Raw genomic sequence first — 25,838 nt, forward strand, 5'->3', positions numbered from 1 at the left:
ACATGCCCGACAATGTGTAACTATCATGGTTTCACATTGCACCTGACATCCCGAGCACAAGCGTTGAGCACAAGCAGCCGGTTCGCCGTGGCAGTCCACATCCTTACCCTGCTCGCCAGTTCGGCCGAGCCGGTGCCCTCGTCGCTGATCGCCGCCAGCGTGGGCACCAACCCGGCGCTGATCCGGCGGCTGGTCGGTCAACTGGCTGAAGCCGGGCTGGTGGCGACCACCATGGGCAGCACCGGCGGCGCCACGCTGGCGCGCCCGGCTGCGTCAATCACGCTGCTCGACGTGTTCCGCGTGGTGGAAACCACCGCGCTGATCACGCTGCACCAGAGCGCGCCCAACCCGGCCTGCCCGGTCGGGCGCGAGATCACCGGTGCGCTGCGCAAGGTCGCGGACCGTGCGCAGGCGGCCATGGACGATACCCTTGCCGGCGCCACCATCGCCAGCATGCTCGCCGATGTCGAAGGCAACAGCCAGCGCCGCAAGCGCTGAATTTTTTTGCCCCGATATGTAACCACAATGGTTTCATATCAACCTGACCGAAAGAAGGAGTGACCATGAAGATCGCAATCATCGGCGCCACCGGCCGTGTTGGCACGCGCCTGACCGACGAAGCCCTGCGCCGCGGCCACCAGGTGACCGCCATTGCGCGCCAGGCCAGCAAACTGCCCGCACGCGACGGCGTGACCACCGCGGACGTGGACGGCGCCGACGGCGCCGCACTGGCTGCCGCCCTGGCCGGCAACGACGTGGTCATCAGCAGCGCGCGCTTTGCGCAGCTGAACGCGCAGCAGGTGACCTCGGCCGTGCGCCAGGCCGGCGTGCCGCGCCTGCTGGTGGTGGGTGGCGCCGGCAGCCTCCATGTCGCGCCGGGGGTGCAATTGGTCGACACCCCGAACTTCCCCGATGCCTACAAGCCCGAAGCCCTCGCAGGCCGCGACTTCCTCAACGCGCTGCGCGGCGAACAACAGATCGACTGGACCTTCCTGTCGCCGTCGGCACTGTTCGAGCCGGGCGAGCGTACCGGAAAGTTCCGCGTTGGCGAGGAAAACCTGCTGAGCGACGCAGCAGGCAAGAGCTGGATCTCGATGGAAGACTATGCCATCGCGATGCTCGATGAGATCGAAAAGCCGGCGCATTCGCGCCAGCGTTTCACGGTCGGCTATTAAGCCGGCCGCCGGGGGCCGCCCGTAGCGGCAGGCCCCGGCACAAGCGCATCAGGCCTGCGCGCCGTCGTCCTGGCTGGCGCGCTTGCCGCGCTTGAGCCAGGCGGCCAGGTTGTGCGGGCGCAGCGTGTCGTACTCTTCGAACGGCTGGTGGATCCACGGGTTCGACGGCAGGAAGGTCACGTGGTAGTCCGGCTCGACCTTCGAGCACGCCTTGTACCACAGCACGGCCGAACGCACCTCGGTCACGGCCGGATAGCGTTCCTTCAGGTGGCGGCCCACACGTTCCAGCGTGATGCCCGAATCCACCAGGTCGTCGACCAGCAGCACCCTGCCCGTCAGTTCGCCGCGGGTCATGGTGATGTACTGAGCGATGTCCAGGTTGCCCTGCTGCGTGCCCGCGGCCTCGCGGTAGCTGCTGGTGGCCAGGATGGCCAGCGGCACGTCGAAGATGCGCGACATCTGGTCGCCCACGCGCAGCCCGCCGCGCGCCAGGCACAGGATCTTGTCGAACTTCCAGCCCGACTCATGCACGTTCAGCGACAGGCGTGCGATCAGGCGATGGTATTCGTCCCAGGAGACCCACAGGTTCTCGTCATCGTTCGTTGGCAGGTTCATCGTTTTACTCTTTGTATCGTCGGGTCGGTTGACCGATATGGCTCGGCCCGCTTGCGCGGGCCGATTTATTTCTGGCGGGCCGCAGCGCTCGTGGCGCCGCAGCCTGGTGGTGGGCTGCTGCCGGGTCAGGCCTTGTACGGATGACGCAGCAGGATGGTCTCGTCGCGGTCCGGGCCGGTCGAGATCATGTCGATCGGAATGCCGACCACTTCTTCCACGCGCTTCAGGTAGACGCGGGCCTGCTCGGGCAGCGCGTCCCACGTCTTCACGCCGAAGGTCGACTCGTTCCAGCCGGGGAATTCCTCGTAGACCGGCACGCAGCGAGCCACGGCATCAGAGCCGCGCGGCAGGATGTCGACGGTCTTGCCGTCGAGCTCGTAGCCCACGCACAGCTTGATGGTTTCCAGGCCATCGAGCACGTCCAGCTTGGTCATGCACAGGCCCGACACGCCGTTGATCTGCACCGAGCGCTTGAGCGCGGCGGCATCCAGCCAGCCGGTGCGGCGCGGACGGCCGGTGACCGAACCGAATTCCTTGCCGACGTTGGCCAGGCGCACGCCGACCGGGTCCTGGCGCGACGGGTTGTCGTTGTCGTACAGCTCGCTCGGGAACGGGCCCGCGCCCACGCGCGTGCAGTAGGCCTTGGTGATGCCCAGGATGTAGTTCAGGCGGCCCGGGCCGACGCCGGCGCCCGCCGCGGCAGCACCGGCCACGCAGTTGCTCGAGGTCACGAACGGATAGGTGCCGTGGTCCACGTCCAGCAGCGTGCCTTGCGCGCCTTCGAACATCAGGTTGCCGCCGGCGGCATTGACCGCGTACAGCTCGGCCGACACGTCGGCCACCATCGGCGCCAGGCGCGGCGCGTAGGCCAGCGCTTCGTCCAGGGTCTGCTGGAAGTCCACGGCTTCGGCGCCCAGGTACTGGGTCAGCATGAAGTTGTGGTAGTCCAGGTTCTCGCGCAGGCGCTCGGCGAACTGCTGCGGATCGAACAGGTCCTGCACGCGCAGCGCGCGGCGGGCCACCTTGTCTTCATAGGCCGGGCCAATGCCACGGCCGGTGGTGCCGATCTTGGCGGCGCCACGGCGCGCTTCGCGCGCCTTGTCGATGGCAACGTGGTACGGCAGGATCAGCGTGGCAGCCTCGGAAATGCGCAGGCGGCTCTGCACCTGCAGGCCTGCGCCTTCGAGCTCTTCGATTTCACGGAACAAAGCTTCGGGCGACAGCACCACACCGTTGCCGATGTAGCAGACCGTGCCGTCGCGCATGATCCCGGACGGAATCAGGCGGAGAATGGTCTTCTTGCCACCGATGATCAGCGTGTGGCCAGCGTTGTGGCCACCCTGGAACCGCACCACACCCTGTGCCTGGTCGGTAAGCCAATCGACGATTTTTCCTTTGCCTTCGTCACCCCATTGGGTGCCGATCACGACGACATTGCGTCCCTGGCCTACTGCGGATGCGGACATATTGCTTTGGTCAATAGGTTAAAAACGTATTCTACTCTTGTTGCCGGGCGATTCTCGATTTTTGGGCACGCCCGGCGCCCAAGCGTCAGCGCGGCACCACGGCCCAGCCGGCATCCTGGCGCACCAGCTGCCGGTCGCAGTTGAATTCATCGAGCTCGTGGGTATGGCCGGGCAGCGACTGGATCACGATCTCGCCGGCCGCGCGCAGCGCGGAAATCGCGGCCCGGAGTGCCGGATCCGCATCCCAGGGCGCAAAAATCGCCTGGGCGCGCACTTCCACGGGCGACAGCGCCGCCACTTCTCGCAGATCCAGCGAGAAACCCGTGGCCGGGCGCGCACGGCCGAAGGCCTCGCCCACCTTGTCGTAACGGCCGCCGCGCGCCACGTAATTGGGCAGGCCAGCAACATAGGCCGCGAACATCACGCCACTGTGATAGTGGTAACCGCGCAAATCCGACAGGTCGATATTCACGCTGGCTCCGCGCACCTGCACCGCCAGTGCCGCCAGTTCGTCCAGCGCGCGGCCGATGGCCGGGCTGGCCGGCAGCGTCGCGCGCGCGCGATCGATCACGTCCACGCCGCCGTACAGCGTCGGCAGCGCCAGCAGCGCATCGCGCTCGGTCTGCGGCATGCCCACGGTCAGTTCGCGCAGGGCCGGCACATCCTTGGTTTCCAGCGCGGCAAAGAGCGCGTCCTCGATCTTGCGGATCGACGGCAGGCCCGCCAGCAGCGCTTCCAGGATGCCGGCATGGCACATGTCGATGCGGACATCGGACAACCCCGCCGCCTGCAGCGCGGCCAGCATCAGGTCCTGGATCTCGATGTCGGCTTCCAGGCCGGCATGGCCATAGATCTCGGCGCCGATCTGGATCGGCTCGCGCGTGGCGTGGAAGCCCGCCGGGCGTGCATGCAGCACGTTGCCCGCGTAGCACAGGCGGGTCACGCCCGGGCGGTTCAGCAGGTGCGCGTCGATGCGCGCCACCTGCGGCGTGATATCGGCACGCAGGCCCATGGTGCGGCCCGACAGCTGGTCCACCAGCTTGAGCGTGCGCAGGTCCAGGTCATGGCCGGTGCCGGTCAGCAGCGACTCCAGGTATTCCAGCATCGGCGGCATCACCAGCTCATAGCCGTAGGTGCGGAACAGGTCCAGCATGCGGCGGCGCAGTTCTTCGATCTTGCGCGCTTCCGACGGCAGCACGTCGGCAATGTTTTCTGGCAGCAGCCAATGGTTGGACATAGTGAATCTCTTCTCAATCAATCTCTTCTCAGTCATTCGGACCACCTCGCGAGGCAATGCCCCAAGGCACCGGTCCTTGACCAGAAACGTCATCGCAGGCGCCACGCGCCCGCGCCATCACCCGGCGAGGATGGCTCCAGCCGGACAAAACCCCGGCAAGCCGGGGTTTCGTCAATTCGCCACACGGACAAGCGACGGTGCTAGCGCTTGCCTCCGGATCCGCCCGAGGCCGCCGCGGCGGCACCACCGCTGGAGCGCATGTAGCGGAAGAACTCGGAGTTGGGCTCAAGCACCAGCACGTCGCGCTTGTCGCGGAAGGTGTTGCGGTAAGCCTCCATGCTGCGCCAGAACTGCGCGAACTGCGGATCGCGGCCAAACGCGTCGGCATAGATCTGCGAGGCCTTGGCATCGCCCTGGCCCTTGATCACCTGGGCGTCGCGGTAGGCCTCGGCCAGCACCACTTCGCGCTGGCGGTCGGCATCGGCGCGGATCTTCTCGCCCTCGGCGGCGCCGGTTGAGCGCAGCTCGTTGGCCACGCGCTTGCGCTCGGCCTCCATGCGACGGTACACCGATTCGCTGATCGCGGGCAGCAGGTCAACGCGCTTGAGGCGCACGTCCAGGATCTCGACGCCGACCGACTTGGCATATTCAGCCATGCCGTTGCGGATGGCCTGCATCACCTGCTCGCGCTCGCCGGCGACCACGTCGGCCACGGTGCGCTTGCCGAACTCCTCGCGCGCCACCGAGTCGATGCGCTGGGTCATGCGGTCCTGCGCGCCGCGCAGGTTGCCGCCGAAGGCCACGAAGAACTTGCGCGGATCGGTGATGCGCCATTTGACGAACCAGTCCACCACCATGCTCTTCTTCTCGGCAGTCAGGAAACGCTCGTTGGCGGCGACGTCGATGGTCTGCAGGCGGCGGTCCATGAACACCACGTTCTGGAACGGCGGCGGCAGCTTGAAGTGCAGGCCGGGCTCGCGCACCACCTGCTTGATCTGGCCGAAGGCGAACACCACGGCGTACTGGCGCTGGTCGACCACGAACAGCATGGACGAAACCACGGCCAGCAGGATGAAAAAGCCAATCGCGAAGGAAATCAGTCGGTTCATGACGGTCTCCTCAGCGCGAGTCGCGGTCGCGGTTGCGCAGCGCTTCGCGCGAACGGGCGTCCGTCGATGCATCCGGCGCGGACGCCGGCGGGCTGGCCGCACCCGGTTGGCCCGGCTGCGGCGCAGCGCGGCCGTCGGCCTGTGCCATCAGCTTGTCCAGCGGCAGGTAGAGAAGATTGTTGCCCTGGCGCGCGTCCACCAGCACCTTGGTCGAATTGGTGTAGATCTGCTGCATGGTTTCCAGATAGATGCGGTCGCGCGTCACCTGCGGCGCCTTGGCGTATTCGGTCTGCACCGAACGGAAGCGCGAGGCATCGCCCTCGGCCTGCGCCACCACGCGGGAGCGGTAGGCTTCGGACTCTTCCTTCAGGCGCGCCGCGGTACCCTTGGCGCGCGGGAGGATGTCATTGGCATAGGCCTGGCCTTCGCTGATCGCGCGCTCGCGGTCCTGGCTGGCCTTGTTGACGTCGTCGAACGCGGCCTGCACCTGCTCGGGCGGCTGCACGCTCTGCACGTTCACGGACAGCACGCGGATGCCGGTCTTGTACGCCGTCAGGATGGCCTGGATCGACTTGGCCAGTTGCTGCGCGATCTGTTCGCGGCTCTCGTACAGCACCGCGTCCATCTTGTTGCGGCCGACGATCTCGCGCACCGAGGTCTCGGCGGCCTGCGTCACCAGCTCTTCATCGCCACCGCGGTCGGTCTTGTTGAAGAACAGGAATTCGCCGGCGTCCTGGATCACGTACTGCACGGTAAAGCGCACGTCGATGATGTTCTCGTCCTGCGTCAGCATCGACGAGTCCTTCAGGTTGCTGTCCTTGATCGAGGTGGAGCGCCCCACCTCGACCGAACGCACCGCCGACAGGTTGACGATCTCGGCCGACTGGACCGGCCAGGGCATGCGCCAGTTGATGCCGGGGCCGGTGGAGTACTTGAACTTGCCGAACTGCAGGATCACCGCGGTCTGGCCTTCCTGAACCATGAAGAAGCCGCTGGCCAGCCAGATGCCGACCACGGCCGCGACGATCACGCCAGCGCCCACCCCCGAGCCCTTGCCCGGCGTGCGCGGACCGCCAAAGCCCTGGTTGTTGCCGCCGCCGTTGTCCTTGCGGCCGAGCAGGCCGTTCAGGCGGCGGTTGAAGTCGCGCCACAGTTCGTCCAGGTCAGGCGGGCCGCCGTCCTGCTGCGGGCGCTGGTTCTGCTGGCGGTTGTCGTCGCGACCGTCCTTCTTGTCGTCGTCGTCCTGACCGTTGCGACCCCAGCGCGGATCGTTCAGCGAGAAGATGGCGCGCAGGCGCTGCCAGCCCGCGCGCAGCGCGAAGCGGCCGCCTGGTGTCAGGCTCGAATCAGCATTCCGGGGAAACTGGGGCATGAAGTGCACGGGTCCGGGGAAGTTTGTAACAGGGGGATTCTAGCAGTCATCCGAGCCACTTTTGGCCAATTCGCGCAATCCCGGCAGCAATCGCACCGGGATTGGGCAGAACGGCCGGAGCACTGGCGGCGAACTGACGGCAACTTGACAGGCTACAGCCTGTCCGAATCCCCCGCATCGGCGTCGTCGCTGCCGTCAGCCACGCCGCCCTCATCTGCACTGCCATCATCGCCGGCATCGGCGTACTGGGGCACGTCGGCCAGGCGCGGGTCATAGGGTTGCGGCTCGGGCGGGCGGCTGGCCAGCCATTGCGCCACCTCGACCACGGCCTCGCGCAGCGCATCCAGGCCCATGCCCTCGCGCGCGCTCAGGAACACGCGGGTGGGGATGCCGTCCTCGTCGCGCTCCAGGCGCGGGCCCTGCTCCAGCAGCTCGGGCGCGGCATCGATCTTGTTCATCACCACGATCTGCGGGATGTCCAGCGCGTTGATTTCCGCCAGCACGCGGTTGACCTGCTCGATCTGCTCGTGGCGCACCGGGCTCGATGCATCCACCACATGCAGCAGCAGGTCGGCATGCACGGTCTCGTCCAGCGTGGCGCGGAATGCCGCCACCAGTTGCGTGGGCAGGTCGCGGATAAAGCCGACCGTGTCGGACAGCACCACGTTGCCCAGCCCGTCCAGGAACAGGCGGCGCGAGGTGGTGTCGAGCGTGGCGAACAGCTGGTCGGCCGCATAGGCGCCAGCCTTAGTCAGCGCATTGAACAGCGTCGACTTGCCCGCGTTGGTATAGCCCACCAGCGAAATGCTGAGCGTGTCATTGCGCGCGCGCGCGCGCCGCTGCGTGCTGTGCTGGCGCTGCAGCCGCGACAGATCGGACTTGAGCCGCTTGGCGCGCTCGTCCAGCATGCGCCGGTCCAGCTCGAGCTGGCGCTCGCCGGGGCCGCCGCGCATGCCGATGCCGCCCTTCTGCCGCTCCAGGTGGCTCCACGCGCGGACCAGCCGCGACGCGCGGTACTGGACCTGCGCCAGCTCCACCTGCACCTTGCCCACGTGGCTCTGCGCGCGCTGCCCGAAGATGTCCAGGATCAGGCCGGTGCGGTCGATCACGTGGCGGTTCAGGAAGCGCTCCAGGTTGCGCTGCTGTGCCGGGCTCAGGGCGTGGTTGAACACCACCACGTCGGCATCCAGCGCGTCGGCGGCCTCCTTCAGCTCCTCGGCCTTGCCCGAGCCGATGAACAGCGCCGGATCCGGCCGCGAGCGGCGGCCCGTCAACGTATGCACCGGCACAGAGCCAGCGGTAGAGGTCAGCAGCGCCAGTTCGCTGAGGCTTTCCTGGAAATCATGCTTGCCGAAGTCGACGCCGACCAGAATGGCGCGCGAAGGGGCGGTATTTGAAGTGGCTCTGGGGTCCAAGGGCGGGCGCGAAAGCGCAGGGAAAAACGGGTTCAGGGGGAAGGCGGGCGGATGTCGGACACTGTCCCGGCCCCTGCCGGGACAGGCCGCCGCATGATGCGGAACGTGGCGGCAGCGGTGGCGGCATTGGCAACCGCCAGGCCGCGCGGCACCGGGCGCAATGGCGCACCGGCGCCGGGCATCGGTGCGGCGCCGCGGGGCGCCCGCACGATGCCCGCAAGGAGATCAGGCCTCGGCGGCGTCATCCACGCGGAAATTGACCGCGCGCGCAGGAACGACAGTGGAAATCGCATGCTTGTAGACCATCTGCGTCACGGTGTTGCGCAGCAGGACGACATACTGGTCGAACGATTCGATATTGCCTTGCAGCTTGATGCCATTGACGAGGTAGATGGAAACCGGCACGTGCTCTTTGCGCAGCGCGTTCAGGAACGGGTCTTGTAGCAGTTGCCCTTTGTTGCTCATGGCACACTCCAAATTTATAGGTTTAGTGGTGAATGATGGGGATGGAAATCCCCGGTTCAAGTCAGGCGGCGCAAAAACGCGCCAGAAAAAAGATCAAAAACGGTACCAAGTCGGCGTCAATGCACAGGGAACCCCCTGCTACCGCAAATTTAGCCGCAGTTCCAAACGAACGCAAACGAAAACTTGCCCCGCCAGGAATCCGATTCCGGACTCAATCCTTCGAGTCCGCGTACGGATTTTTGTTCGTACGAAATTCGATGCGAAGAGGGGTGCCCTTTAGCTTGAATGCCGTACGGAAACGATTTTCCAGGTAGCGCCGGTAGGTTTCCGCAACGCCCGAGAGCGCATTGCCGTGGATCACGATAATGGGCGGATTCGAGCCGCCCTGGTGCGCGTAGCGCAGCTTGGGCCGCGACGCGCCGACCCGCTTGGGCTGCTGGAATTCCACCGCTTCCTGCAGCACACGCGTGAGCTGCGGCGTCGGCAGCTTGACCATGGCCGCGGCGAACGCGTCATCGACCGAACGCATCAGCGCGCCAATGCCGGTACGCTCGCGTGCCGAGACAAAATGGAAATTCGCGAAGCTAAGGAATTGCAGCTTGCGTTCCAGGTCATGCTTGATGCGGTCGCGGGTATGGCCGTCCAGCCCATCCCATTTATTGACGCCCACCACCAGTGCGCGGCCCGATTCCACGATAAAGCCGGCGATATGCGCGTCCTGGTCGGAAATATCCTGTTGCGCATCGAGCAGCAGGATCACCACATTGGCATCGGCGATCGACTGCAGCGTCTTGACCACCGAGAACTTCTCGATCGCCTCGAACACCTTGCCGCGCCGGCGCAAGCCTGCCGTGTCGATCAGCGTGTAGGGCTTGCCGCCGCGCTCGAACTCCACGTAGATGGCATCCCGGGTGGTGCCGGGCATGTCGAACGCGATCACGCGCTCTTCGCCGATCAGCGTGTTGACCAGCGTGGATTTCCCCACATTGGGGCGCCCGACGATGGCGATCTTGACGCCCTTGCCTTCGTCCGGAATCTCTTCGCCCAGCTCGGGGCGCTCCTGGACCGCGAGTTCGATGGCTTCGTCGACCAGTTCGCTCACGCCGTCGCCGTGGGCAGCGGAGATCGCGTACGGATCGCCCATGCCCAGCTCATAGAAGTCGGCCGCCACCGAGGTGTACTTCATGCCCTCGGCCTTGTTGACCGCCAGCATGATGCGCCGTCCGGTCTTGCGCAGGTAGTCGGCGATGGCGCGGTCCTGCGGCGCCAGGCCCAGGCGGCCGTCGACGATGAAGATCACCACGTCAGCCTCGACCACGGCCTGCTTGGTCTGCTTGGCCATCTCGGCGACGATGCCTTCCTTGACCACCGGCTCGAAGCCGCCGGTATCGATGGCGATGAACGGACGTTCGCCGATGCGCCCTTCCCCGTAATGGCGGTCGCGCGTCAGGCCCGGCAGGTCGGCGACAAGGGCGTCGCGCGATCGGGTCATGCGGTTAAATAGCGTCGACTTGCCCACATTGGGGCGGCCGACAAGTGCGATAACTGGTTTCATGCAATAAACGGAAACGGGGGCCGGCACGCCGCCCCCCGGTAACTCCGGAGTCAATGGATCCGACGGCACGCCGCGCCACCTAGGGCGCGGTCTGCCGCTTGTCCTGTCGGGCGCGGCGCCGGGTCAACGGACCCGCTGCAATTGCCGCGCTAAGGATCATGCTACCGGATTCGGCGCTGGCCGTACCGACAGGTGTACGGCAGCGCGCATTGGATTCCTGTCAGCCAGGCTGGAAACCGTAGACGTCGCCGTCGCGGGTCTGGATTACCAGGGTCTGCCCCGCCACCACGGGCGCGGCGGTGATGGCACTGCCATCGGTCTTCATGCGTGCGATGACCTGGCCGTCTTCGCGCGACAGGAAGTGTACATAACCTTCAAAGTCGCCCATTACCACCGAGCGGCCCAGGGCCAGCGGCGCGCCCAGGCGGCGATTGCGCAGGTCGTTGTTCTTCCAGCGCTCGTTGCCGTTCTGGCGGTCGAACGCATGCACGACCGACTGCTCGTCGCTGGCGTAAATTGCATTGTCATCCTGCGCCGGGCCGCTCGGCGACGAGAAATCCTTGCCCCACTGCGGCTGCCCGCTGGCCAGTTCCAGGCAGGCCACCCGGCCCTGGAAGGTGGTGGCGCAGACCTGGCGCCCGCTCACCATCGGCAGGCCGGTGACGTCGTTCAGGCGCTCGATCTCCGACACGCCCTTCGGGTACGAGACCGCACTCTCCCAGCGCAGCACGCCGTTGCCCGGCGTCAGCACGCCCAGCTTGCCGCCGGGGAAGCCCATCACGATGCCGTCGCCGGCAAACACCATCCCCATCGCCGCGCGCAGGTTCAGCGGCGTCTGCGAACGCTGGTAGATCCAGCGGCGCTCGCCGGTCTCGGCGTCCAGGCCGAATACGCGCGTGTCGGTGGTGCGCACCACCACCAGGCCATTGCCGACCAGCGGCGCCGACAGCACCTCGCCGTTGACCTGCTTCTTCCAGATCTGCTTGCCGCTGGCGTCAAAGGCATAGATGGCGCCCTTCTCGCCGGCGACCGCCGTCACCGAGCCATCACTGCCCGGACCCGAGGTCAGGTCCAGGTCGGCCTTGGACTTCCACAGCACGCGCCCGCTGGCGCCTTCCAGCGCCATCACGTTGCCGTTATTGGACGACACGTAGACGTTGTTGCCCGCCGCGGCCGGCTGCATCGAATAGGGGCCGCTCTTGCCCACGTCGGCCTTCCAGGCCTGGCGCACCGACAGCGTGCCCGAGACCGGCTTGAGCTCGGCGGGCGGGTGCTTGTTTTCCTTGCTGAACAGCGAGCAGCCGCCCAGTGTGGCCAGGCAGGCAACCGCCACCAGCGCACGGGTCATGGCGCGGGCAGGCTGGCGATGTACGGCACGGGAAAGCACTGACGTCATAGGGTTACGGTCCTGTTTATACGATCCGCTGGATATGCGGTGTTTGCATGCGTTCGGGAGCGGCCGGATCAGGCCGTGCCCAGCGCATCAAGCTTGAACTGGATGATCTGGCGCATCGCCGGCTCTTCCTGGCCCAGCTTGTCCAGCGCCTTGCGATAGGCCGTGCGCGCATCGTCGCGCTTGTCCTGCGCGGCGAGCAGGTCGCCGCGGCGGTCGGCATACAGCGCCACGAACGCTGCCGGCGGTTCATCCTTGAGCAGCGCCAGGCCCTTGTCGTAGGCCTTCTCGTCGAGCAGCACGCCGGCCAGGCGCACGCGCGCCAGGTGCGAATACTCCTGGTCGCCATGGTCGATGGCCCATTGCAGCTGGCTCTTGGCCGCGGCGAGGTCGCCCGCATCGTACAGCACGCGGCCCGCGACCAGCGCGCTCATCTGGCCATAGGCGGTGCGGCCGTACTTGTCTTCCAGGTCGGTCGCGGCGCGCTTGATGCGCTCGATGTCGCGCGCCTCGGCGGCCTTGAGCACCTGCTCGTACAGCACCGCGGCCTCGCCGGCCTGCTTGCGTTCCCAGTACTTCCAGCCGTTCCAGCCGGCGAACGCCAGCAGCGCGACGATCAGCACCCAGGTCAGCGCATTGCCGTACTGGCGCCACCAGGCCTTCAGATTCTCAAGCTGTTCCTGTTCTTCTAGATCGTAAGCCATGTCGAGGCAATCACCTGCGTTGAGTTAGGTACTCGTGTACTGGGTTTTCCGGGTGGCCGGTGCGCGATTTATTCGCTGGCGCCGACCATGGCGTCGATCAGGTAATCGACCAGTCCCTCGGCCGGCACGGTGGCCTGTTGTCCACCGCCTTCGGCCTGCTCGCGCTGGCGAAGTTCCTTGACCTGGACCACGCCGGCAGCCACTTCGTCGTCGCCAATGATAACGGCATAGGCCGCGCCGCTTGTGTCGGCGCGCTTCATCTGCGACTTGAAGCTGCCGCCCTTGCCGTCGGGGCTGGCGTGCAGCACCACGTCCAGGCCTGCGTCGCGCAGCCGTTCCGCGGCGATCATCGCCTGCTGCGCGGCGGCTTCGCCCTGGTGCACCAGGTAGACGTCGCAGCCCGCCGCGTCGGGCACCACGCCCTCTTCGCGGATCAGCTCGATGATGCGCTCGATGCCCATGGCCCAGCCGCAGGCCGGCGCCGGCTTGCCGCCCATCTGCGCGATCAGCGGGTCATAGCGCCCGCCGCCGGCGATGGTGCCCTGCGCACCCAGCTTGTCGGTGATCCACTCGAACACCGTCAGGTTGTAGTAGTCCAGGCCACGCACCAGGCGCGGATTGATCTTGAACGGGATGTTGTTGGCCTTGAGCAGGCGCTGCACGCCCTCGAAGTGCGCCAGCGACTCCTCGCCCAGGAAATCGATCAGCTTGGGCGCGTTCGCCGCCATCTCCTGCAGCGCCGGGTTCTTGGTGTCCAGCACGCGCAGCGGATTGGTGTACAGGCGGCGCTTGCTGTCGTCGTCCAGGATGTCCTGGAAGCCTTCCAGGTACTTGATCAGCTGTTCGCGGTGCGCGGCGCGTTCATGGGCCTGCCCCAGCGAATTGAGCTCCAGGCGCACGCCAACCAGGCCCAGGTCGTCCCACAGGCGCTGGCACATCAGGATGATTTCGGCATCCACGTCCGGGCCGGCAAAGCCCAGCGCCTCGGCGCCGAGCTGGTGGAACTGGCGGTAGCGGCCGCGCTGCGGACGCTCGTGGCGGAACATCGGGCCGGTGTACCACAGGCGCTTGGGGCCGTCGTACAGCAGATTGTGCTCGATGGTGGCGCGCACGGCCGCGGCGGTGCCTTCGGGGCGCAGCGTCAGCTGCTCGCCGTTGAGCGAATCGGTGAAGGAGTACATCTCCTTCTCGACGATGTCAGTGACCTCGCCGATGCCGCGCACGAACAGCTGCGTATGCTCGACGATCGGCGTGCGGATCTGCTGGTAGCCGTAGGCACGCAGCATGGCGCGTGCGGCATTCTCGAAATGCTCCCACAGCGGCGCGTCCGCCGGCAGCATGTCGTTCATGCCCTTCACGCCCTGCAGGGCCTTGGCGGGGCGCACCTTCGGTTCGGTCTTGGCACCGCCTGCGGCGGCAACGTTCTCGGATTGCGTCATTCTGTTCTTGTCAGGCTGCTGGCACCCGGCCGGTCCGGCTCAGGCTGCCACTTCTTTGTCGGCCCGCGCAGCGCCCGGGCCGTAATGTGTGCGAACGTATTCATCTACGATCGCCTGGAATTCTTCTGCAATGCGCTCGCCGCGCAGCGTCTTCACCTTGACGCCGTCGACGAACACCGGCGCCGCCGGCGATTCACCCGAGCCCGGCAGCGAGATGCCGATGTTGGCGTGCTTGCTCTCGCCCGGGCCATTGACGATGCAGCCCATCACGGCCACATCCATTTCCTCGACGCCCGGGTAGGCGGTCTTCCATTGCGGCATCTGCTCGCGCAGATAGGCCTGGATGCTTGCCGCCAGCTCCTGGAAAACGGTGCTGGTGGTGCGGCCACAGCCCGGGCACGCAATCACCATCGGGGTGAAGTTGCGCATGCCCATGGTCTGCAGGATCTCCTGCCCCACGTACACCTCTTTCTCGCGCGGCGCGCCGGGTTCAGGCGTCAGCGAGATGCGGATGGTGTCGCCGATGCCTTCCTGCAGCAGCACCGACAGCGCCGCGGTCGACGCCACGATGCCCTTGCTGCCCATCCCGGCCTCGGTCAGCCCGAGGTGCAGCGCGTAGTCGCAGCGGCGTGCCAGCTCGCGGTACACCGCGACCAGTTCCTGCACCTGCGACACCTTGCACGACAGGATGATCTGGTCGCCCGGCAGGCCGATTTCCTCGGCCTTCTTGGCCGAGTCGATGGCCGAGGTGATCAGCGCCTCGATCATCACGCTCTGCGCCGGCCACGGCTCGGCGCGCCCGGCGTTCTCGTCCATGATCCGTGCCAGCAGGTCCTGGTCCAGGCTGCCCCAGTTCACGCCGATGCGCACCGGCTTGTGGTAGCGGCACGCCATCTCGATCATCTGCGCGAACTGCGTGTCGCGCTTGGCGCCCTGGCCGACATTGCCGGGGTTGATCCGGTACTTGGACAGCGCCTCGGCACAGGCCGGATAGTCCTGCAGCAGCTTGTGGCCGTTGTAGTGGAAGTCGCCCACCAGCGGCACGTCCACGCCCATGCGGTCGAGCTGCTCGCGGATCGACGGCACCGCGGCGGCGGCCTCGGGCGTGTTCACCGTGATGCGCACGATCTCCGAGCCCGCACGCGCCAGTTCCTTGACCTGGATGGCCGTGCCGATGGCGTCGACCGTATCCGTGTTGGTCATCGACTGCACGCGCACCGGCGCACCGCCGCCAATGGTCACCACATTGTCGCCCCACGCAACGCGCGCCTGGCGCGTCTGGCGGCGCGGCAGCGGACCGGGCAGGACCGGGAGACAGAGCTGTTGGTTCATAGCGTTACCACCTTGCAAAGACGCACCTCGCGCCCGCGTCAGGGCAGCGTCAGGCGCGCCACGTTGTTGCGGTTGGCTGCCTTCAGGTCGACCGGCGTGCCATTGCGCGTCAGCGACTCGACGCCCTTGACGTTGCCGATCACCACCTTGTACGGGGCCGTGCCGCCACCGGCCACGGTCTGGCCAGCCTTGGCGGTACCGCCCATGACGATCTTGCCGCTATTGTCCCGGATCTCATACCAGGTATCGGCGGCAAAGCGGATCTGCAGTTCGCCCTCTCCTGCTGGCGCAGCCGGTGCCGCGGCAGCTGCAGGCGCGGAAGCGGCTGCGGGCGCCAGCGCGGCCACGGGGGCCGCGGCGGCACTGGCCGGAGCGGTTTCGGCAGACGGCGCCGGCGAATCGCTGGCGGCCATGACCGGCGGCAGCACCGCCGTCACGGTGCCGGCTTCCGTGCTCTGGATCACGGCAGGCGCTTCAGCCGTTACGGTCTCGGCAGCGCTGCTGCGCGCATCGATCCATGCGCGGATATGGTCAAGCCCGAACCAGCCGCCCGCGGCCACCAGCACGGCCACCAGCGCCAGCCAGACCCAGCGGCCGCCGTTGCCGCCCGAGCGGAAGCGGTTGCGGTCGTCGAAGGCCGCATTGATGCCACCTTCGCGCTGCCGGGCAATTTCCGCCACCTGCGCCACCGGGCGCGGCTGGAAGCGTGCCAGCAGCGGGTCGATGTCGACGTGCAGCATGCGCGCATAGGCACGCATCACGCCCTTGGCGAAGGTCACGTCGGGCAGTGCCTGCAGGTTGCCGGCCTCGATCGCGCGCAGCTTGCCTGCAGCCACCTTCAGGCGCGCGCTGACGTCTTCCACCGACATGCGCTGCGCCTCGCGCTCGCGCGCCAGCGCTGCGCCGATCTCGCGTGCGGCAGCTTCGCGTTCTCCTTCGTGCGCGCCCCCGCCGACTTGTTGCGTCGGTACGGCCTGGCCTGCGGCGCGGTCGTGCTCACTCATCCCATGCTCCTTGTTCGTAGGCGGTCAACTCACGCGAGTCGGGGAAGCGGCTGCGCAGTTGCGCCCCAAGCGCATCCTGCGTGCGGCTGTCGCCCTGACGGTGGGCAATGCGCGCTCCCAGCCAGAGGGATTGCGCATTGACATATTGGCTGTTGTTGACGCGCTGGATATATTGCCGGGCCTGCGCGAAGTCGCCGCGCCGGTAGAAGACCAGCGCGAGGTTGGTGTTGGCCACCGGGTTGTTGCGGTCGTAGCCGAGCGCGGCCTTCAGGTTCTTTTCCGCTTCGGCGCTGTGGCCCTGGCGCAGTTCGCACGCGCCCAGGCTGATCAGCGGCTTGGCGGGGCCGCCTGCTGACGGCGCCGCCATCGCGCGCTGCAGCATCGGCACGGCCTCGCCGTAGCGCCCTTCCTGGCACAGGAACCAGCCGTAGTTGTTGAGCAGGTCGCCGTCGTTGGCACGCATCGACACCGCCGTGCGGAAGCTGTCGTCGGCCAGCGTGCGCTCATTCATGTTCATGTAGATCAGCGCGCGCACATGGTAGGCATCGGCAAGCGCCGGATCGATGGCAATGGCCTGCTTGATCTCGTCAAGGGCGACCGCGTTCTGGCCGGCCTCCAGATAGTTGGTGGCGAGCTGCAGCCGGATGCCGGCACGGCGCCTTGCATCGGTCTGGTCGGAAGCGGTCTGGGGATCCTGCGCCGGCGCATGCGGCAGCTGGCAGCCGGACAACATCAGCAGCCCCAGCAGGGCCGCAGCGATCAGACGGATCATGCAGGGCGAACCTCCCGAGGCTGGCCGGAAGCAGCGACCGGCACCAGTGGCGTGATCTTGCCGAACTTGCCGCGCTCGGCCAGGCGCGTGCGGTCCTTCACCTCACCGGCAAGCTGGCCGCAGGCGGCGTCGATATCGTCGCCGCGGGTCTTGCGGATGGTGGTCACGATCCCTGCGTCCATCAGCACCTGCGCAAAGCGCCGGATCTGATCGTTGTTGGAGCGTTTCAGGCCCGATTCGGGGAAGGGATTGAACGGGATCAGGTTGAACTTGCACGGCACGTCGGCCACAAGCTTCAGCAGTTCCCGCGCATGCTCGACGCCGTCGTTGACGCCGTCCAGCATGCAGTATTCGAAAGTAATGAAATCGCGCGGCGCGAATTCCAGGTAGCGGCGGCATGCCGCCATCAGCTCGGCCAGCGGGTACTTCTTGTTCAGCGGCACCAGCACGTCGCGCAAGGCGTCATTGGACGCGTGCAGCGACACGGCGAGAGCCACCGGGAGATCCTTGGACAGCCGGTCCATCATCGGCACCACGCCGGAGGTGGACAGCGTCACGCGGCGGCGCGACAGGCCGTAGGCGTTGTCGTCGAGCATCAGGCGCATGGCCGGCACGACAGCATCGTAGTTCAGCAGCGGCTCGCCCATGCCCATCATCACCACGTTGGAGATGACGCGGTCGTCCTTGGGGCCGCGGCCCAGTTGTTCGCGCATGGCGAACTCCGCCATCCACAGCTGGCCGATGATTTCACCGGTGCTGAGGTTGCGCGAGAAGCCTTGCTTGCCGGTGGAACAGAAGCGGCAGTTGACGGCGCACCCTGCCTGCGAGGAAACGCACAGCGTGCCGCGCGTTTCCTCGGGGATGTAGACCGTTTCCACCGCGTTGCCCTGGCCCACGTCGAGCAGCCACTTGCGCGTGCCGTCGGCCGACAGGTGGTCGGTAATGGCGGCAGGCGCGCGGATCTCGGCCCGCGTCGCGAGCTTTTCGCGCAGCGACTTGGCGAGATCCGACATGGCGTCGAAGCGGCTGGCACCGTAGTGGTGGATCCAGCGTTGCAGTTGCCGCGCACGGAACGGCTTCTCGCCGAGCTCGCCGCAATAAGCGGTGAGCGCGTCCGCGTCGAGGTCGAGCAGGTTGACGAGAGCGTTCATGACGGCAAACTCAGCTTCGGTGTCAGTCTAGTCCTGGCAGCAGCGCCGGACAATCAGCGGCTGTAGACGTTCATGCCCGGGAAGAAGAACGACACTTCCACGGCAGCCGTTTCAGCGGCGTCCGAGCCGTGCACGGCGTTGGCGTCGATGCTGTCGGCGAAATCGGCGCGGATGGTGCCCTTCTCGGCCTTCTTCGGGTCGGTGGCGCCCATCAGGTCACGGTTCTTGGCGATGGCGTTCTCGCCTTCCAGGGCCTGGATCATGACCGGGCCGGAAACCATGAAATCCACCAGGTCCTTGAAGAACGGACGCTCCTTGTGGACAGCGTAGAACTGCTCGGCTTCGCCGCGCGACAGGTGCACCATCTTGGCAGCAACGATCTTCAGGCCGGCGGCCTCGAAACGGGCGTAGATCTGGCCAATGACATTCTTGGCCACGGCATCCGGCTTGATAATCGACAGGGTGCGTTCGATCGCCATGAAAAACTCCGAAAAATGAAGGGGTTACAAATGGATTAAACGTGCGATTCTAGCACGAAGACTATGACCCTTTCGAGGGTCTTCCCTGCTCTGGCGTGTGTCGGGCCGCCCTTGCCGCACAACCGGGCGCAAAGTGCGCCAATGAGCGCATTACAAGCTTGTCATGCCAGGAACACGCCGCCCCGGCTAACATCCAATGTGAGCGGCACCGAACGGCGCAAAGCATGCAATAGGTGACTCATGGGTTACCTCGCCCTTGCAATTTAGCCTCCCAGGTGCCACATTGACGATGGTTCCGTCCGGGTTCCATACGAATCTTCGCATCCGAAGCCTCGCAGCCCGGCGCCTCACCGTTTTGAGACAGGAGTCACCATGGATAACAAGCTGAACACCTACGGTTTCGGCAACAGTGCGTCGACCGTCACTGACGTCGTCGTTCGCAACCGGGTCTTGCGCAACACTTACTGGCTGCTGGCCCTCTCGATGATCCCCACCGTGCTCGGCGCGTGGATCGGCGTGGCCACCGGCTTCAGCTTCATGGCGGGCAACCCGTTCCTGTCGCTGATCCTGTTCCTGGGCATTGCGTTCGGGTTCTTCTACGGTATCGAGAAGACCAAGAACAGCAGCATGGGCGTGGTCCTGCTGCTGGCCTTCACGTTCTTCATGGGGCTAATGCTGTCGCGGCTGATCGGCGTGACGCTGCAGTTCTCCAACGGGCCGGCGCTGATCATGTATGCCTTTGGCGGCACGGCGGCGGTATTCGGCGCAATGGCGACCATCGCCACGGTCAGCAAGCGTGATTTCTCCGGCCTGGGCAAGTTCCTGTTCGTCGGCGTGATCCTGCTGATCCTGGCCAGCGTCGCCAATATCTGGCTGCAGCTGCCCTCGCTGATGATCACGGTGTCGGTGATCGCCATCGGTATCTTCTCGGCGTACATCCTGTTCGATGTGCAGCGCGTGGTAAACGGCGGCGAGACCAACTACATCACCGCCACGCTGGCAATCTACCTGGACGTGTACAATGTCTTCGTCAACCTGCTGGCGCTGCTGGGCATCTTCGGCGGCAGCCGCGAGTGACGGCAACCTCCCCTGCAGCATGAAAAAACCGGCCTGATGGCCGGTTTTTCTTTGGTGCGACTTGCGCGATCAGCCGCGCTCGAACACCGCGATCGACTCCACGTGCGAGGTGTGCGGGAACATGTTGACCACGCCCGCGCCGGCGAGCCGGTAGCCCGCCCCGTGCACCAGCAGGCCGGCGTCGCGCGCCAGCGTGGCTGGGCTGCACGAGACGTAGACGATGCGCTGCGGCAGCACGTTGCTGCCCTGCTGCGCCAGTTCGCCCAGCGCCTTGCACACGGCCAGCGCGCCTTCGCGCGGCGGATCGACCAGCCAGCGGTCAAAGCGGCCCAGCGCGGCAATGTCCTCGGCCGTGACCTCGAACAGGTTGCGGCATGCAAACTCGGTCCTGGCCGCCAGCCCGTTGTATTCGGCGTTGGCCAGCGCACGCGTGGTCAGCGCCTCGCTGCCTTCGATGCCCATCACCGACTTGCCCTGCGTGGCCAGCGGCAGCGTGAAGTTGCCGATGCCGCAGAACAGGTCGAGCAGGCGGTCCTGCGGCTGCGCGTCCAGCAAGCGCAGCGCGCGGCCGATCAGCACACGGTTGATCTGGTGATTCACCTGGGTGAAATCGGTCGGCTTGAACGGCATGCGGATGCCGAATTCCGGCAGCGTATAGGCCAGCTCGGCATCGGCCGGGTAGAACGGGTAGACCGTATCCGGACCCTTGGGCTGCAGCCAGAACTGCACCTTGTGCTGGTCGGCGAAGGCGCGCAGCAGGTCCTTGTCGGCATCGGTCAGCGGCTCCAGGATGCGCAGCACCAGCGCGGTGACTTCCTGCCCCACGGCCAGCTCGATCTGCGGCATGCGGTCGCGGATCGACAGGCCGCCGACCAGCTCGCGCAGCGGCACCAGCATGGCCGACACGTGCGGCGGCAGGATCTCGCAACGGGTCATGTCGGCCACATAGCTGCTCTTGCGCTCATGGAAGCCGACCAGCACCCCACCCTTCTTGGCCACATGGCGCACAGTCAGCCGCGCGCGGTAGCGATAGCCCCAGTCCGGCCCGGCGATGGGACGGAACACCACGTCGGGCTTCACCTTGGACAGGTGCCACAGGTTGTCTTCCAGCACGCGCTGCTTGATCGCCAGCTGGGCACGCGAATCGAGATGCTGCATCGAGCACCCGCCGCAGACCCCGAAATGCTGGCAGCCGGGCTTCACGCGCATCACCGATTCCTGCCGGACCTCGACCAGGTGGGCCTGCTCGTAGCTGGGCTTGCGGCGAAAGCTGCGGTAGCTGACGGTCTCGCCGGGCAGCGCGCCTTCGACGAAGATCACCTTGCCGGGCGTGCCGTCCTCATTCAGCAGGCGGCCAACGCCGCGGGCCTCCATGTCGAGGCTGTCGATCGACACCGCGGGATCGGCCGCGGGGGCGCCAGCGTCGGCGCGGACACGGGACTCTTTTGCGACGGGAGCAGCACCTTGATCGGCAACAGCGGCCGGGGCTGCCGGCGTTTCTTGTGGGGAGGACACGGCTTGGGACACCAGACGAAACCTGACGTATTGTTTTGTGAAAGCGGGATTGTATGCCAGACCAGGCCGGCATCGGCGGCTGCTTCCCGGCGACGTGACGGAGACGGCAAATGGAACTGATTTCCTGGAATATCCAATGGGGTCGCGGCGCCGACGGGCATGTCGACCTGGGCCGGCAGGTCGACACCTTGCGCGGCATTGCCGATGCCGACGTCATCTGCCTGCAGGAGGTCACGCGCGGCTTCGGTGAACTGCGTGGCAGCCCGGGGGAAGACCAGGTGACGGAGCTGACTGCCCTGCTGCCCGGCTACCACCTGCTCTACGCGCCTGGTGTCGACCGGCGCACCGCCACCGGAGGACGCAAGCAGTTCGGCAACCTCATCGCCACGCGCCTGCCGGTGCGCGAAGTCTTCCGCCACGCCCTGCCCTGGCCGGCGGACCCGCAGGTGGCCTCGATGCCGCGCGTGGCGCTGGAAGCCTCGGTCGAAGTCAGCACCCGGCGGCTGCGCGTGATCTGCACGCACCTGGAGTATTACTCATCACACCAGCGCGCCGCCCAGGCCGAAGCCTTGCGCACCTGGCACGCCGAAGCCTGCGACCATGCGCGCCGCCCCGGCCGCAGCGAGAAATGGCCGGGCCCGTTCACGCCGGAGCCGCGCCCGGCCGAGGCCGTCCTGTGCGGCGACTTCAATAGCAAGCCTGACGATATCGCCTACCGCCGTGTGCTCGAGCCCTTTGACGATGCCACGCCGCCCTGGCGCGATGCCTGGCTGCACACACACCCAGGCCAGCCGCATGCGCCGACCTGCGCCCTGTACGACAAGGAGCAATGGCCGGAGCCGCCGTTCGCCTGCGATTTCATGTTCGTGACCGAGAATCTCGCCGGGCGGATCCGGCGCTGCGAGGTCGATGCCGATACGGCCAGCTCGGACCACCAGCCGATCCTGCTGTCGCTGGATTTGTGAATTCGTGTCGGCGGCGCGTCGCCGCCGTGCTCAGTCGAGGTCTTCGGCATCGGGCGTGAGACGCTGCAGCCGGAATGCCTGCAGGTATTCCATCCACTGCTCGCCGGGCAGTTCGGCCAATGACTCCTGGACGAACTCCATCTCGATGTCGAACTCGCGCGGCGACATGCCGCCGCGCATCAGCTGGAAGCGGCAGTACATCAGGTAGGTGTTGACGACGTCGGTCTCGCAATAGGCGCGGATCTCATCGAGCTGGCCGGCCTGGAACGCCTGCCAGACCTTGCTGCCGTCCATCCCCAGCTTGCCCGGGAAGCCGCACAGCTTGGCCAGGTCATCCAGCGGCGCGCTGGCGCGGGGCTGGTACATCGCCAGCAGGTCCATCAGGTCCAAGTGCCGCATGTGGTAGCGGCTGATGTAGTTGTTCCACTTGAAGTCGCGGCTGTCGTCGTCGCGGCCCTCGCCCATCTCCCAGTAGCGCGGCGCGGTGACGCCGTTGACCAGGCCGCGATAATGCAGCACCGGCAGGTCGAAGCCGCCGCCGTTCCATGAAACCAGTTGCGGGCTGTAGCGCGCGATCAGTTCATAGAACTTCTGGATCAGCGTGGCCTCGCCGTCTTCCGGCGTGCCGAGCGAGCCGACGTGGAACACCGCCGAGCCGTCGCGGTGCGTGCGGCGCAGCACGCAGGAAATCGCCGCGATGCGCTGCAGGTAGTGCGGGAGAAAATCGCTGCCGGTCTTTTCGCGGCGGGCGGCAAACGCATGCTCGGCGACTTCGGCGTCGCTCATCGCATCGGGATGGTCATGCAAACGGCGCAGGCCGGCAACATCGGGAATGGTCTCGATGTCGAATACCAGCACAGGGGTCATAGAACAGCGTCCTTCCTGACACCTTGCGAAGCGAAATGCCGCTTGAGCTTGACCAGCGCCTCCTGCTGGATCTGGCGCACGCGCTCGCGCGTGAGGCCCATTTCCTCGGCCAGCTCTTCCAGCGTGGCGGGCTCGATATGGTTGAGGCCGAAGCGGCGCTCCACCACATAGCGATGCTTTTCCGACAGGCGCGCCAGCCAGAGCTTCATCAGCCCTTCCAGCTCGCGGTGCGCCACCTCCTGGTCGGGGGCGGCGTTGTGCTCGTCGGAGAGGAAATCCAGGAGGCTCGAGCCGGGATCGAGATCGAACGGCGTATCGAGCGAGGTGGTATGTTCGTTGAGTGCCAGGACGTCCTGCACTTCGTCCGGCGTCTTGCCCAGCAGGTGGGCGATGTCTTCAAGGCTGGCGTCGCGCCCGTCGGTGCCGCCCTTCTCCAGATGGCGCTTGGCGCGCAGCACCTGGTTGAGTTCTCGGATCACGTGGACCGGCAGGCGGACCGTGCGCGCCTGGTTCATGATGGCGCGCTCGATGCTCTGGCGGATCCACCAGGTCGCGTACGTCGAGAAGCGGAAACCGCGCGACGGATCGAATTTCTCGATCGCGTGCATCAGGCCGAGATTGCCTTCCTCGATCAGGTCGAGCAGCGGCACGCCGCGATTGAGGTAGCCCTTGGCGATACTGACCACCAGCCGCAGGTTGCGCTCGATCATGACCTGGCGCGCGGCAAAGTCGCCGTCCTTGGCCAGCGTGGAGAAATGCAGCTCTTCCGGGGCCGACAGCAGCGGCTTGATGCTGATGCGGTTCAGGTAGTGCTGGACGGTGTCCGCAGCCAGCTCGGTATGCAGCACGGTGCGGAAATCATCATGCTCGGGGGCGGCACTGTCGGTGCCATTTTCCGCGCTCTCTTCTTCCTCGTCTTCCGACTCGTCCTCGTCGTCGTCGCGCACGATGCGCTCACTGTCGTCGGCAAGCAGGTCGGCCTCGCGCAGGCCCACCGAAGTGGACGTGGCGATGGGCTCGTCGGTCACGGGAATCAGTTCGGCGGCGAGATCAGGCTCGAAGCCTTCAGCATCGGCGCGCGCGTCGGGATGTGCCACACCAGCCTTCACTTCCGGCTGCTTGGGACGGCGAGCCCTGCTTACGGTTCCGGAGGAGACAGTTTTCTGGCGTGGCATGAACCCTCACTGTGGCGGCAGGTACCGCATCGGATCAACCGGTTTTCCGTTCTTGCGGACTTCGAAGTGAAGCTTTACCCGGTCGGTATCGCTGTTGCCCATCTCCGCAATCTTCTGGCCTTTTCGGACCGCGGATTGCTCAGCCACGAGCACCTTGTCGTTGTGCCCGTAAGCAGTAAGAAATGTCTCGTTGTGTTTGATGATGACAAGATTCCCGTAGCCGCGCAAGGGGCCAACGTGAATCACCCGACCATCGTCCGCGGCCAGCACCGCATCGCCCTTCTTGCCCGCAATATCGATGCCTTTATTGCCCTTGTCGTCGAATTTCCCGACCGTCTGGCCGGTTGCCGGCCAGGCCAGCTTCATCGAGCCATCGGCGACCGGCGCCGCGGCCGCGGCGGGCGCGGCGGGCGTTGCCGCAGGCGCCGAAGCGGCCGCAGCCGGCGGCACCGGCGTGGCGGCCGGGCGGGCCTGGTCGATCGGCTGCGCCTGCACCGTGCCCGGCGCCACCGGCATGGTGGCCACGCCGGGCGCAGTGTTGACGTCGGCACCCGGCGGCACGATGCGCAGCAGCTGGCCGACCTCGATCTGGTTCACATTGGTCAGGTTGTTCCACGTTGCCACATCGCGATACGACTGGCCGTTCTCCAGCGCGATTCGGTAAAGGGTATCGCCTCGCTTGACCCGATAGTATCCGGGGGGTGCCGGTTCCAGCGTCGCGGCCGTGGTACCGGAAGTGGAGGTACGGTCAACCACAGGTGCCGGCATCGGCGAATTGGCGCAGGCGGCCAGCAGGGCCGTCAGCGCCGAGGCCGCAAAAAGTTGTCCGGCGCGTGCGAAATATTGCGATTTCACGATGTTGTGCATAGTTCGACTCAGATGGTGCCCGATTTTAAGGGCACAAAGAAAACGGCTTCAAGCGCGGTTCTGTGAAATCGATGGCGGTTGCGCCGCTCGATCAGCAACAGCTGCTGCGTGACGGTCTGGCCTGGCACGCCCGCCGGCGGCATCACCGCCACCGGGGCGATCAGGCGCCCACCGATGGCCAGCTGCTCCAGCAGCGCCTCGGGCACCTCCATGCCGGCCGCGGCCAGGATGATGGCCGAAAACGGCGCCGCCTGGGGCAGCCCCAGCATGCCGTCGCCGTAGTGCAGGCGCAGGTTGGGCACGCGCAGCGGCCGCAGGTTGGCCTTGGCCTGCTCGTGCAGCGGGCGGATGCGCTCGATCGAGAAGACCTCGCGCGCGACCTGGCTCAGCACCGCGGCCTGGTAGCCGCAGCCGGTGCCGATCTCGAGCACGCGCTCCAGCGGCGCGTCGGCGGCCAGGCCCTCGCGCAGCAGCTCGATCATGCGCGCCACCACCGACGGCTTGGAAATGGTCTGCTGGTGGCCGATCGGCAGCGCGGCGTCCTCATACGCCTGCGATGCCAGTCCCGGCTCGACGAACAGGTGGCGCGGCACGGTGGCAATGGCCGACAGCACGCGCTCGTCGCGGATGCCCGCGGCACGCAGCCGCGCCGCCAGCGCCGCGCGCGCGCGCGCCGAGGCCATGCCGCC

At 66.4% G+C, this 25,838-nt stretch carries 25 protein-coding genes; 4 read left to right on the forward strand and 21 right to left on the reverse strand.

From position 1 onward, the window contains the following. Positions 1-63: 63 nt before the first annotated feature. Together C265_RS11195 and C265_RS11200 are read left to right on the forward strand one after the other, a co-directional pair. Positions 64-498 carry an Rrf2 family transcriptional regulator gene (locus C265_RS11195; protein WP_010809439.1) on the forward strand — a complete coding sequence of 145 codons (435 nt, stop codon included), beginning with the start codon at positions 64-66 and terminating at the stop codon, positions 496-498. Between the two features lie 65 nt (positions 499-563). After that, positions 564-1,175 (forward strand): NAD(P)-dependent oxidoreductase, encoded by a 612-nt coding sequence (locus tag C265_RS11200; protein ID WP_010809438.1) that lies wholly within the window; start codon positions 564-566, stop codon positions 1,173-1,175. Positions 1,176-1,223: 48 nt separating this feature from the next. On the opposite strand, the gene C265_RS11205 is transcribed toward C265_RS11200, so the two are convergent. From C265_RS11205 to ndk, 16 genes are all read right to left on the reverse strand, one after another. Continuing rightward, positions 1,224-1,790: a phosphoribosyltransferase gene (locus C265_RS11205; protein ID WP_010809437.1), complete on the reverse strand. Its 567-nt coding sequence runs from the start codon at positions 1,788-1,790 to the stop codon at positions 1,224-1,226. Positions 1,791-1,915: 125 nt separating this feature from the next. Further along, positions 1,916-3,256, reverse strand: coding sequence for an adenylosuccinate synthase (locus tag C265_RS11210; protein WP_010809436.1), 1,341 nt, complete (start codon positions 3,254-3,256; stop codon positions 1,916-1,918). Between the two features lie 85 nt (positions 3,257-3,341). Then, positions 3,342-4,493 (reverse strand): ATP phosphoribosyltransferase regulatory subunit, encoded by a 1,152-nt coding sequence (locus C265_RS11215; protein WP_010809435.1) that lies wholly within the window; start codon positions 4,491-4,493, stop codon positions 3,342-3,344. 200 nt (positions 4,494-4,693) lie between these two features. Then, positions 4,694-5,602 carry a protease modulator HflC gene (gene hflC, locus C265_RS11220; RefSeq protein ID WP_010809434.1) on the reverse strand — a complete coding sequence of 303 codons (909 nt, stop codon included), beginning with the start codon at positions 5,600-5,602 and terminating at the stop codon, positions 4,694-4,696. A 10-nt stretch (positions 5,603-5,612) separates the two neighbouring features. After that, complete coding sequence (gene hflK, locus C265_RS11225) at positions 5,613-6,974, reverse strand: FtsH protease activity modulator HflK (protein ID WP_010809433.1); 1,362 nt, start codon at positions 6,972-6,974, stop codon at positions 5,613-5,615. A 152-nt stretch (positions 6,975-7,126) separates the two neighbouring features. Next, positions 7,127-8,389, reverse strand: coding sequence for a GTPase HflX (gene hflX, locus C265_RS11230; protein ID WP_010809432.1), 1,263 nt, complete (start codon positions 8,387-8,389; stop codon positions 7,127-7,129). 225 nt (positions 8,390-8,614) lie between these two features. Further along, on the reverse strand, positions 8,615-8,854 hold the full coding sequence (gene hfq, locus C265_RS11235; RefSeq protein ID WP_010809431.1) for an RNA chaperone Hfq: 240 nt from the start codon (positions 8,852-8,854) through the stop codon (positions 8,615-8,617). 211 nt (positions 8,855-9,065) lie between these two features. Beyond that, entirely contained in the window at positions 9,066-10,409 is a 1,344-nt protein-coding gene (gene der / locus C265_RS11240; protein ID WP_010809430.1) for a ribosome biogenesis GTPase Der, read from the reverse strand. Between the two features lie 220 nt (positions 10,410-10,629). After that, positions 10,630-11,805 (reverse strand): outer membrane protein assembly factor BamB, encoded by a 1,176-nt coding sequence (gene bamB / locus C265_RS11245; protein ID WP_011615625.1) that lies wholly within the window; start codon positions 11,803-11,805, stop codon positions 10,630-10,632. 68 nt (positions 11,806-11,873) lie between these two features. Continuing rightward, complete coding sequence (locus C265_RS11250) at positions 11,874-12,506, reverse strand: tetratricopeptide repeat protein (protein WP_010809428.1); 633 nt, start codon at positions 12,504-12,506, stop codon at positions 11,874-11,876. 68 nt (positions 12,507-12,574) lie between these two features. Beyond that, on the reverse strand, positions 12,575-13,945 hold the full coding sequence (gene hisS, locus C265_RS11255; protein WP_010809427.1) for a histidine--tRNA ligase: 1,371 nt from the start codon (positions 13,943-13,945) through the stop codon (positions 12,575-12,577). 39 nt (positions 13,946-13,984) lie between these two features. Further along, a complete protein-coding gene (gene ispG / locus C265_RS11260; RefSeq protein ID WP_010809426.1) occupies positions 13,985-15,277 on the reverse strand; it encodes a flavodoxin-dependent (E)-4-hydroxy-3-methylbut-2-enyl-diphosphate synthase in 1,293 nt (430 codons plus the stop codon). A gap of 38 nt (positions 15,278-15,315) precedes the next feature. After that, positions 15,316-16,281: a RodZ domain-containing protein gene (locus tag C265_RS11265; RefSeq protein WP_010809425.1), complete on the reverse strand. Its 966-nt coding sequence runs from the start codon at positions 16,279-16,281 to the stop codon at positions 15,316-15,318. After that, positions 16,274-17,053 (reverse strand): type IV pilus biogenesis/stability protein PilW, encoded by a 780-nt coding sequence (pilW, locus tag C265_RS11270; RefSeq protein ID WP_010809424.1) that lies wholly within the window; start codon positions 17,051-17,053, stop codon positions 16,274-16,276. The genes C265_RS11265 and pilW overlap by 8 nt, the downstream gene beginning before the upstream one ends. Then, positions 17,050-18,204, reverse strand: a complete 1,155-nt coding sequence (gene rlmN, locus C265_RS11275) for a 23S rRNA (adenine(2503)-C(2))-methyltransferase RlmN (protein WP_010809423.1) — start codon at positions 18,202-18,204, stop codon at positions 17,050-17,052. Before rlmN ends, pilW begins: the two co-directional genes overlap by 4 nt. A gap of 53 nt (positions 18,205-18,257) precedes the next feature. Next, positions 18,258-18,683, reverse strand: coding sequence for a nucleoside-diphosphate kinase (ndk, locus tag C265_RS11280; RefSeq protein ID WP_010809422.1), 426 nt, complete (start codon positions 18,681-18,683; stop codon positions 18,258-18,260). A gap of 372 nt (positions 18,684-19,055) precedes the next feature. Here ndk and C265_RS11285 point away from each other — a divergent pair, with 372 nt between their 5' ends. Beyond that, on the forward strand, positions 19,056-19,760 hold the full coding sequence (locus tag C265_RS11285) for a Bax inhibitor-1/YccA family protein (RefSeq protein ID WP_010809421.1): 705 nt from the start codon (positions 19,056-19,058) through the stop codon (positions 19,758-19,760). Positions 19,761-19,829: 69 nt separating this feature from the next. Here the strand turns inward: C265_RS11285 and rlmD are convergent, their stop codons facing one another. Then, positions 19,830-21,155, reverse strand: coding sequence for a 23S rRNA (uracil(1939)-C(5))-methyltransferase RlmD (rlmD, locus tag C265_RS11290; RefSeq protein WP_010809420.1), 1,326 nt, complete (start codon positions 21,153-21,155; stop codon positions 19,830-19,832). Between the two features lie 230 nt (positions 21,156-21,385). Here rlmD and C265_RS11295 point away from each other — a divergent pair, with 230 nt between their 5' ends. Continuing rightward, the gene (locus tag C265_RS11295) at positions 21,386-22,240 is read left to right on the forward strand and encodes an endonuclease/exonuclease/phosphatase family protein (protein ID WP_010809419.1); all 855 of its coding nucleotides are present in this window, start codon (positions 21,386-21,388) and stop codon (positions 22,238-22,240) included. Positions 22,241-22,270: 30 nt separating this feature from the next. Here C265_RS11295 and C265_RS11300 read toward each other — a convergent pair whose 3' ends face one another. The 4 genes from C265_RS11300 to C265_RS11315 form a co-directional block, all read right to left on the reverse strand. Continuing rightward, a complete protein-coding gene (locus tag C265_RS11300; RefSeq protein ID WP_010809418.1) occupies positions 22,271-23,107 on the reverse strand; it encodes a 3'-5' exonuclease in 837 nt (278 codons plus the stop codon). Next, positions 23,104-24,282 (reverse strand): RNA polymerase sigma factor RpoS, encoded by a 1,179-nt coding sequence (gene rpoS, locus C265_RS11305; RefSeq protein ID WP_011615628.1) that lies wholly within the window; start codon positions 24,280-24,282, stop codon positions 23,104-23,106. The genes C265_RS11300 and rpoS overlap by 4 nt, the downstream gene beginning before the upstream one ends. A 6-nt stretch (positions 24,283-24,288) precedes the next feature. Beyond that, positions 24,289-25,149: a peptidoglycan DD-metalloendopeptidase family protein gene (locus tag C265_RS11310; protein ID WP_010809416.1), complete on the reverse strand. Its 861-nt coding sequence runs from the start codon at positions 25,147-25,149 to the stop codon at positions 24,289-24,291. 8 nt (positions 25,150-25,157) lie between these two features. After that, positions 25,158-25,838, reverse strand: a 681-nt coding sequence (locus tag C265_RS11315; protein WP_010809415.1) for a protein-L-isoaspartate(D-aspartate) O-methyltransferase, incomplete at its 5' end; no start/stop codon positions are given.

Source organism: Cupriavidus sp. GA3-3 (assembly GCF_000389805.1).
Classification (GTDB): Bacteria; Pseudomonadota; Gammaproteobacteria; order Burkholderiales; family Burkholderiaceae; genus Cupriavidus; species Cupriavidus necator_D.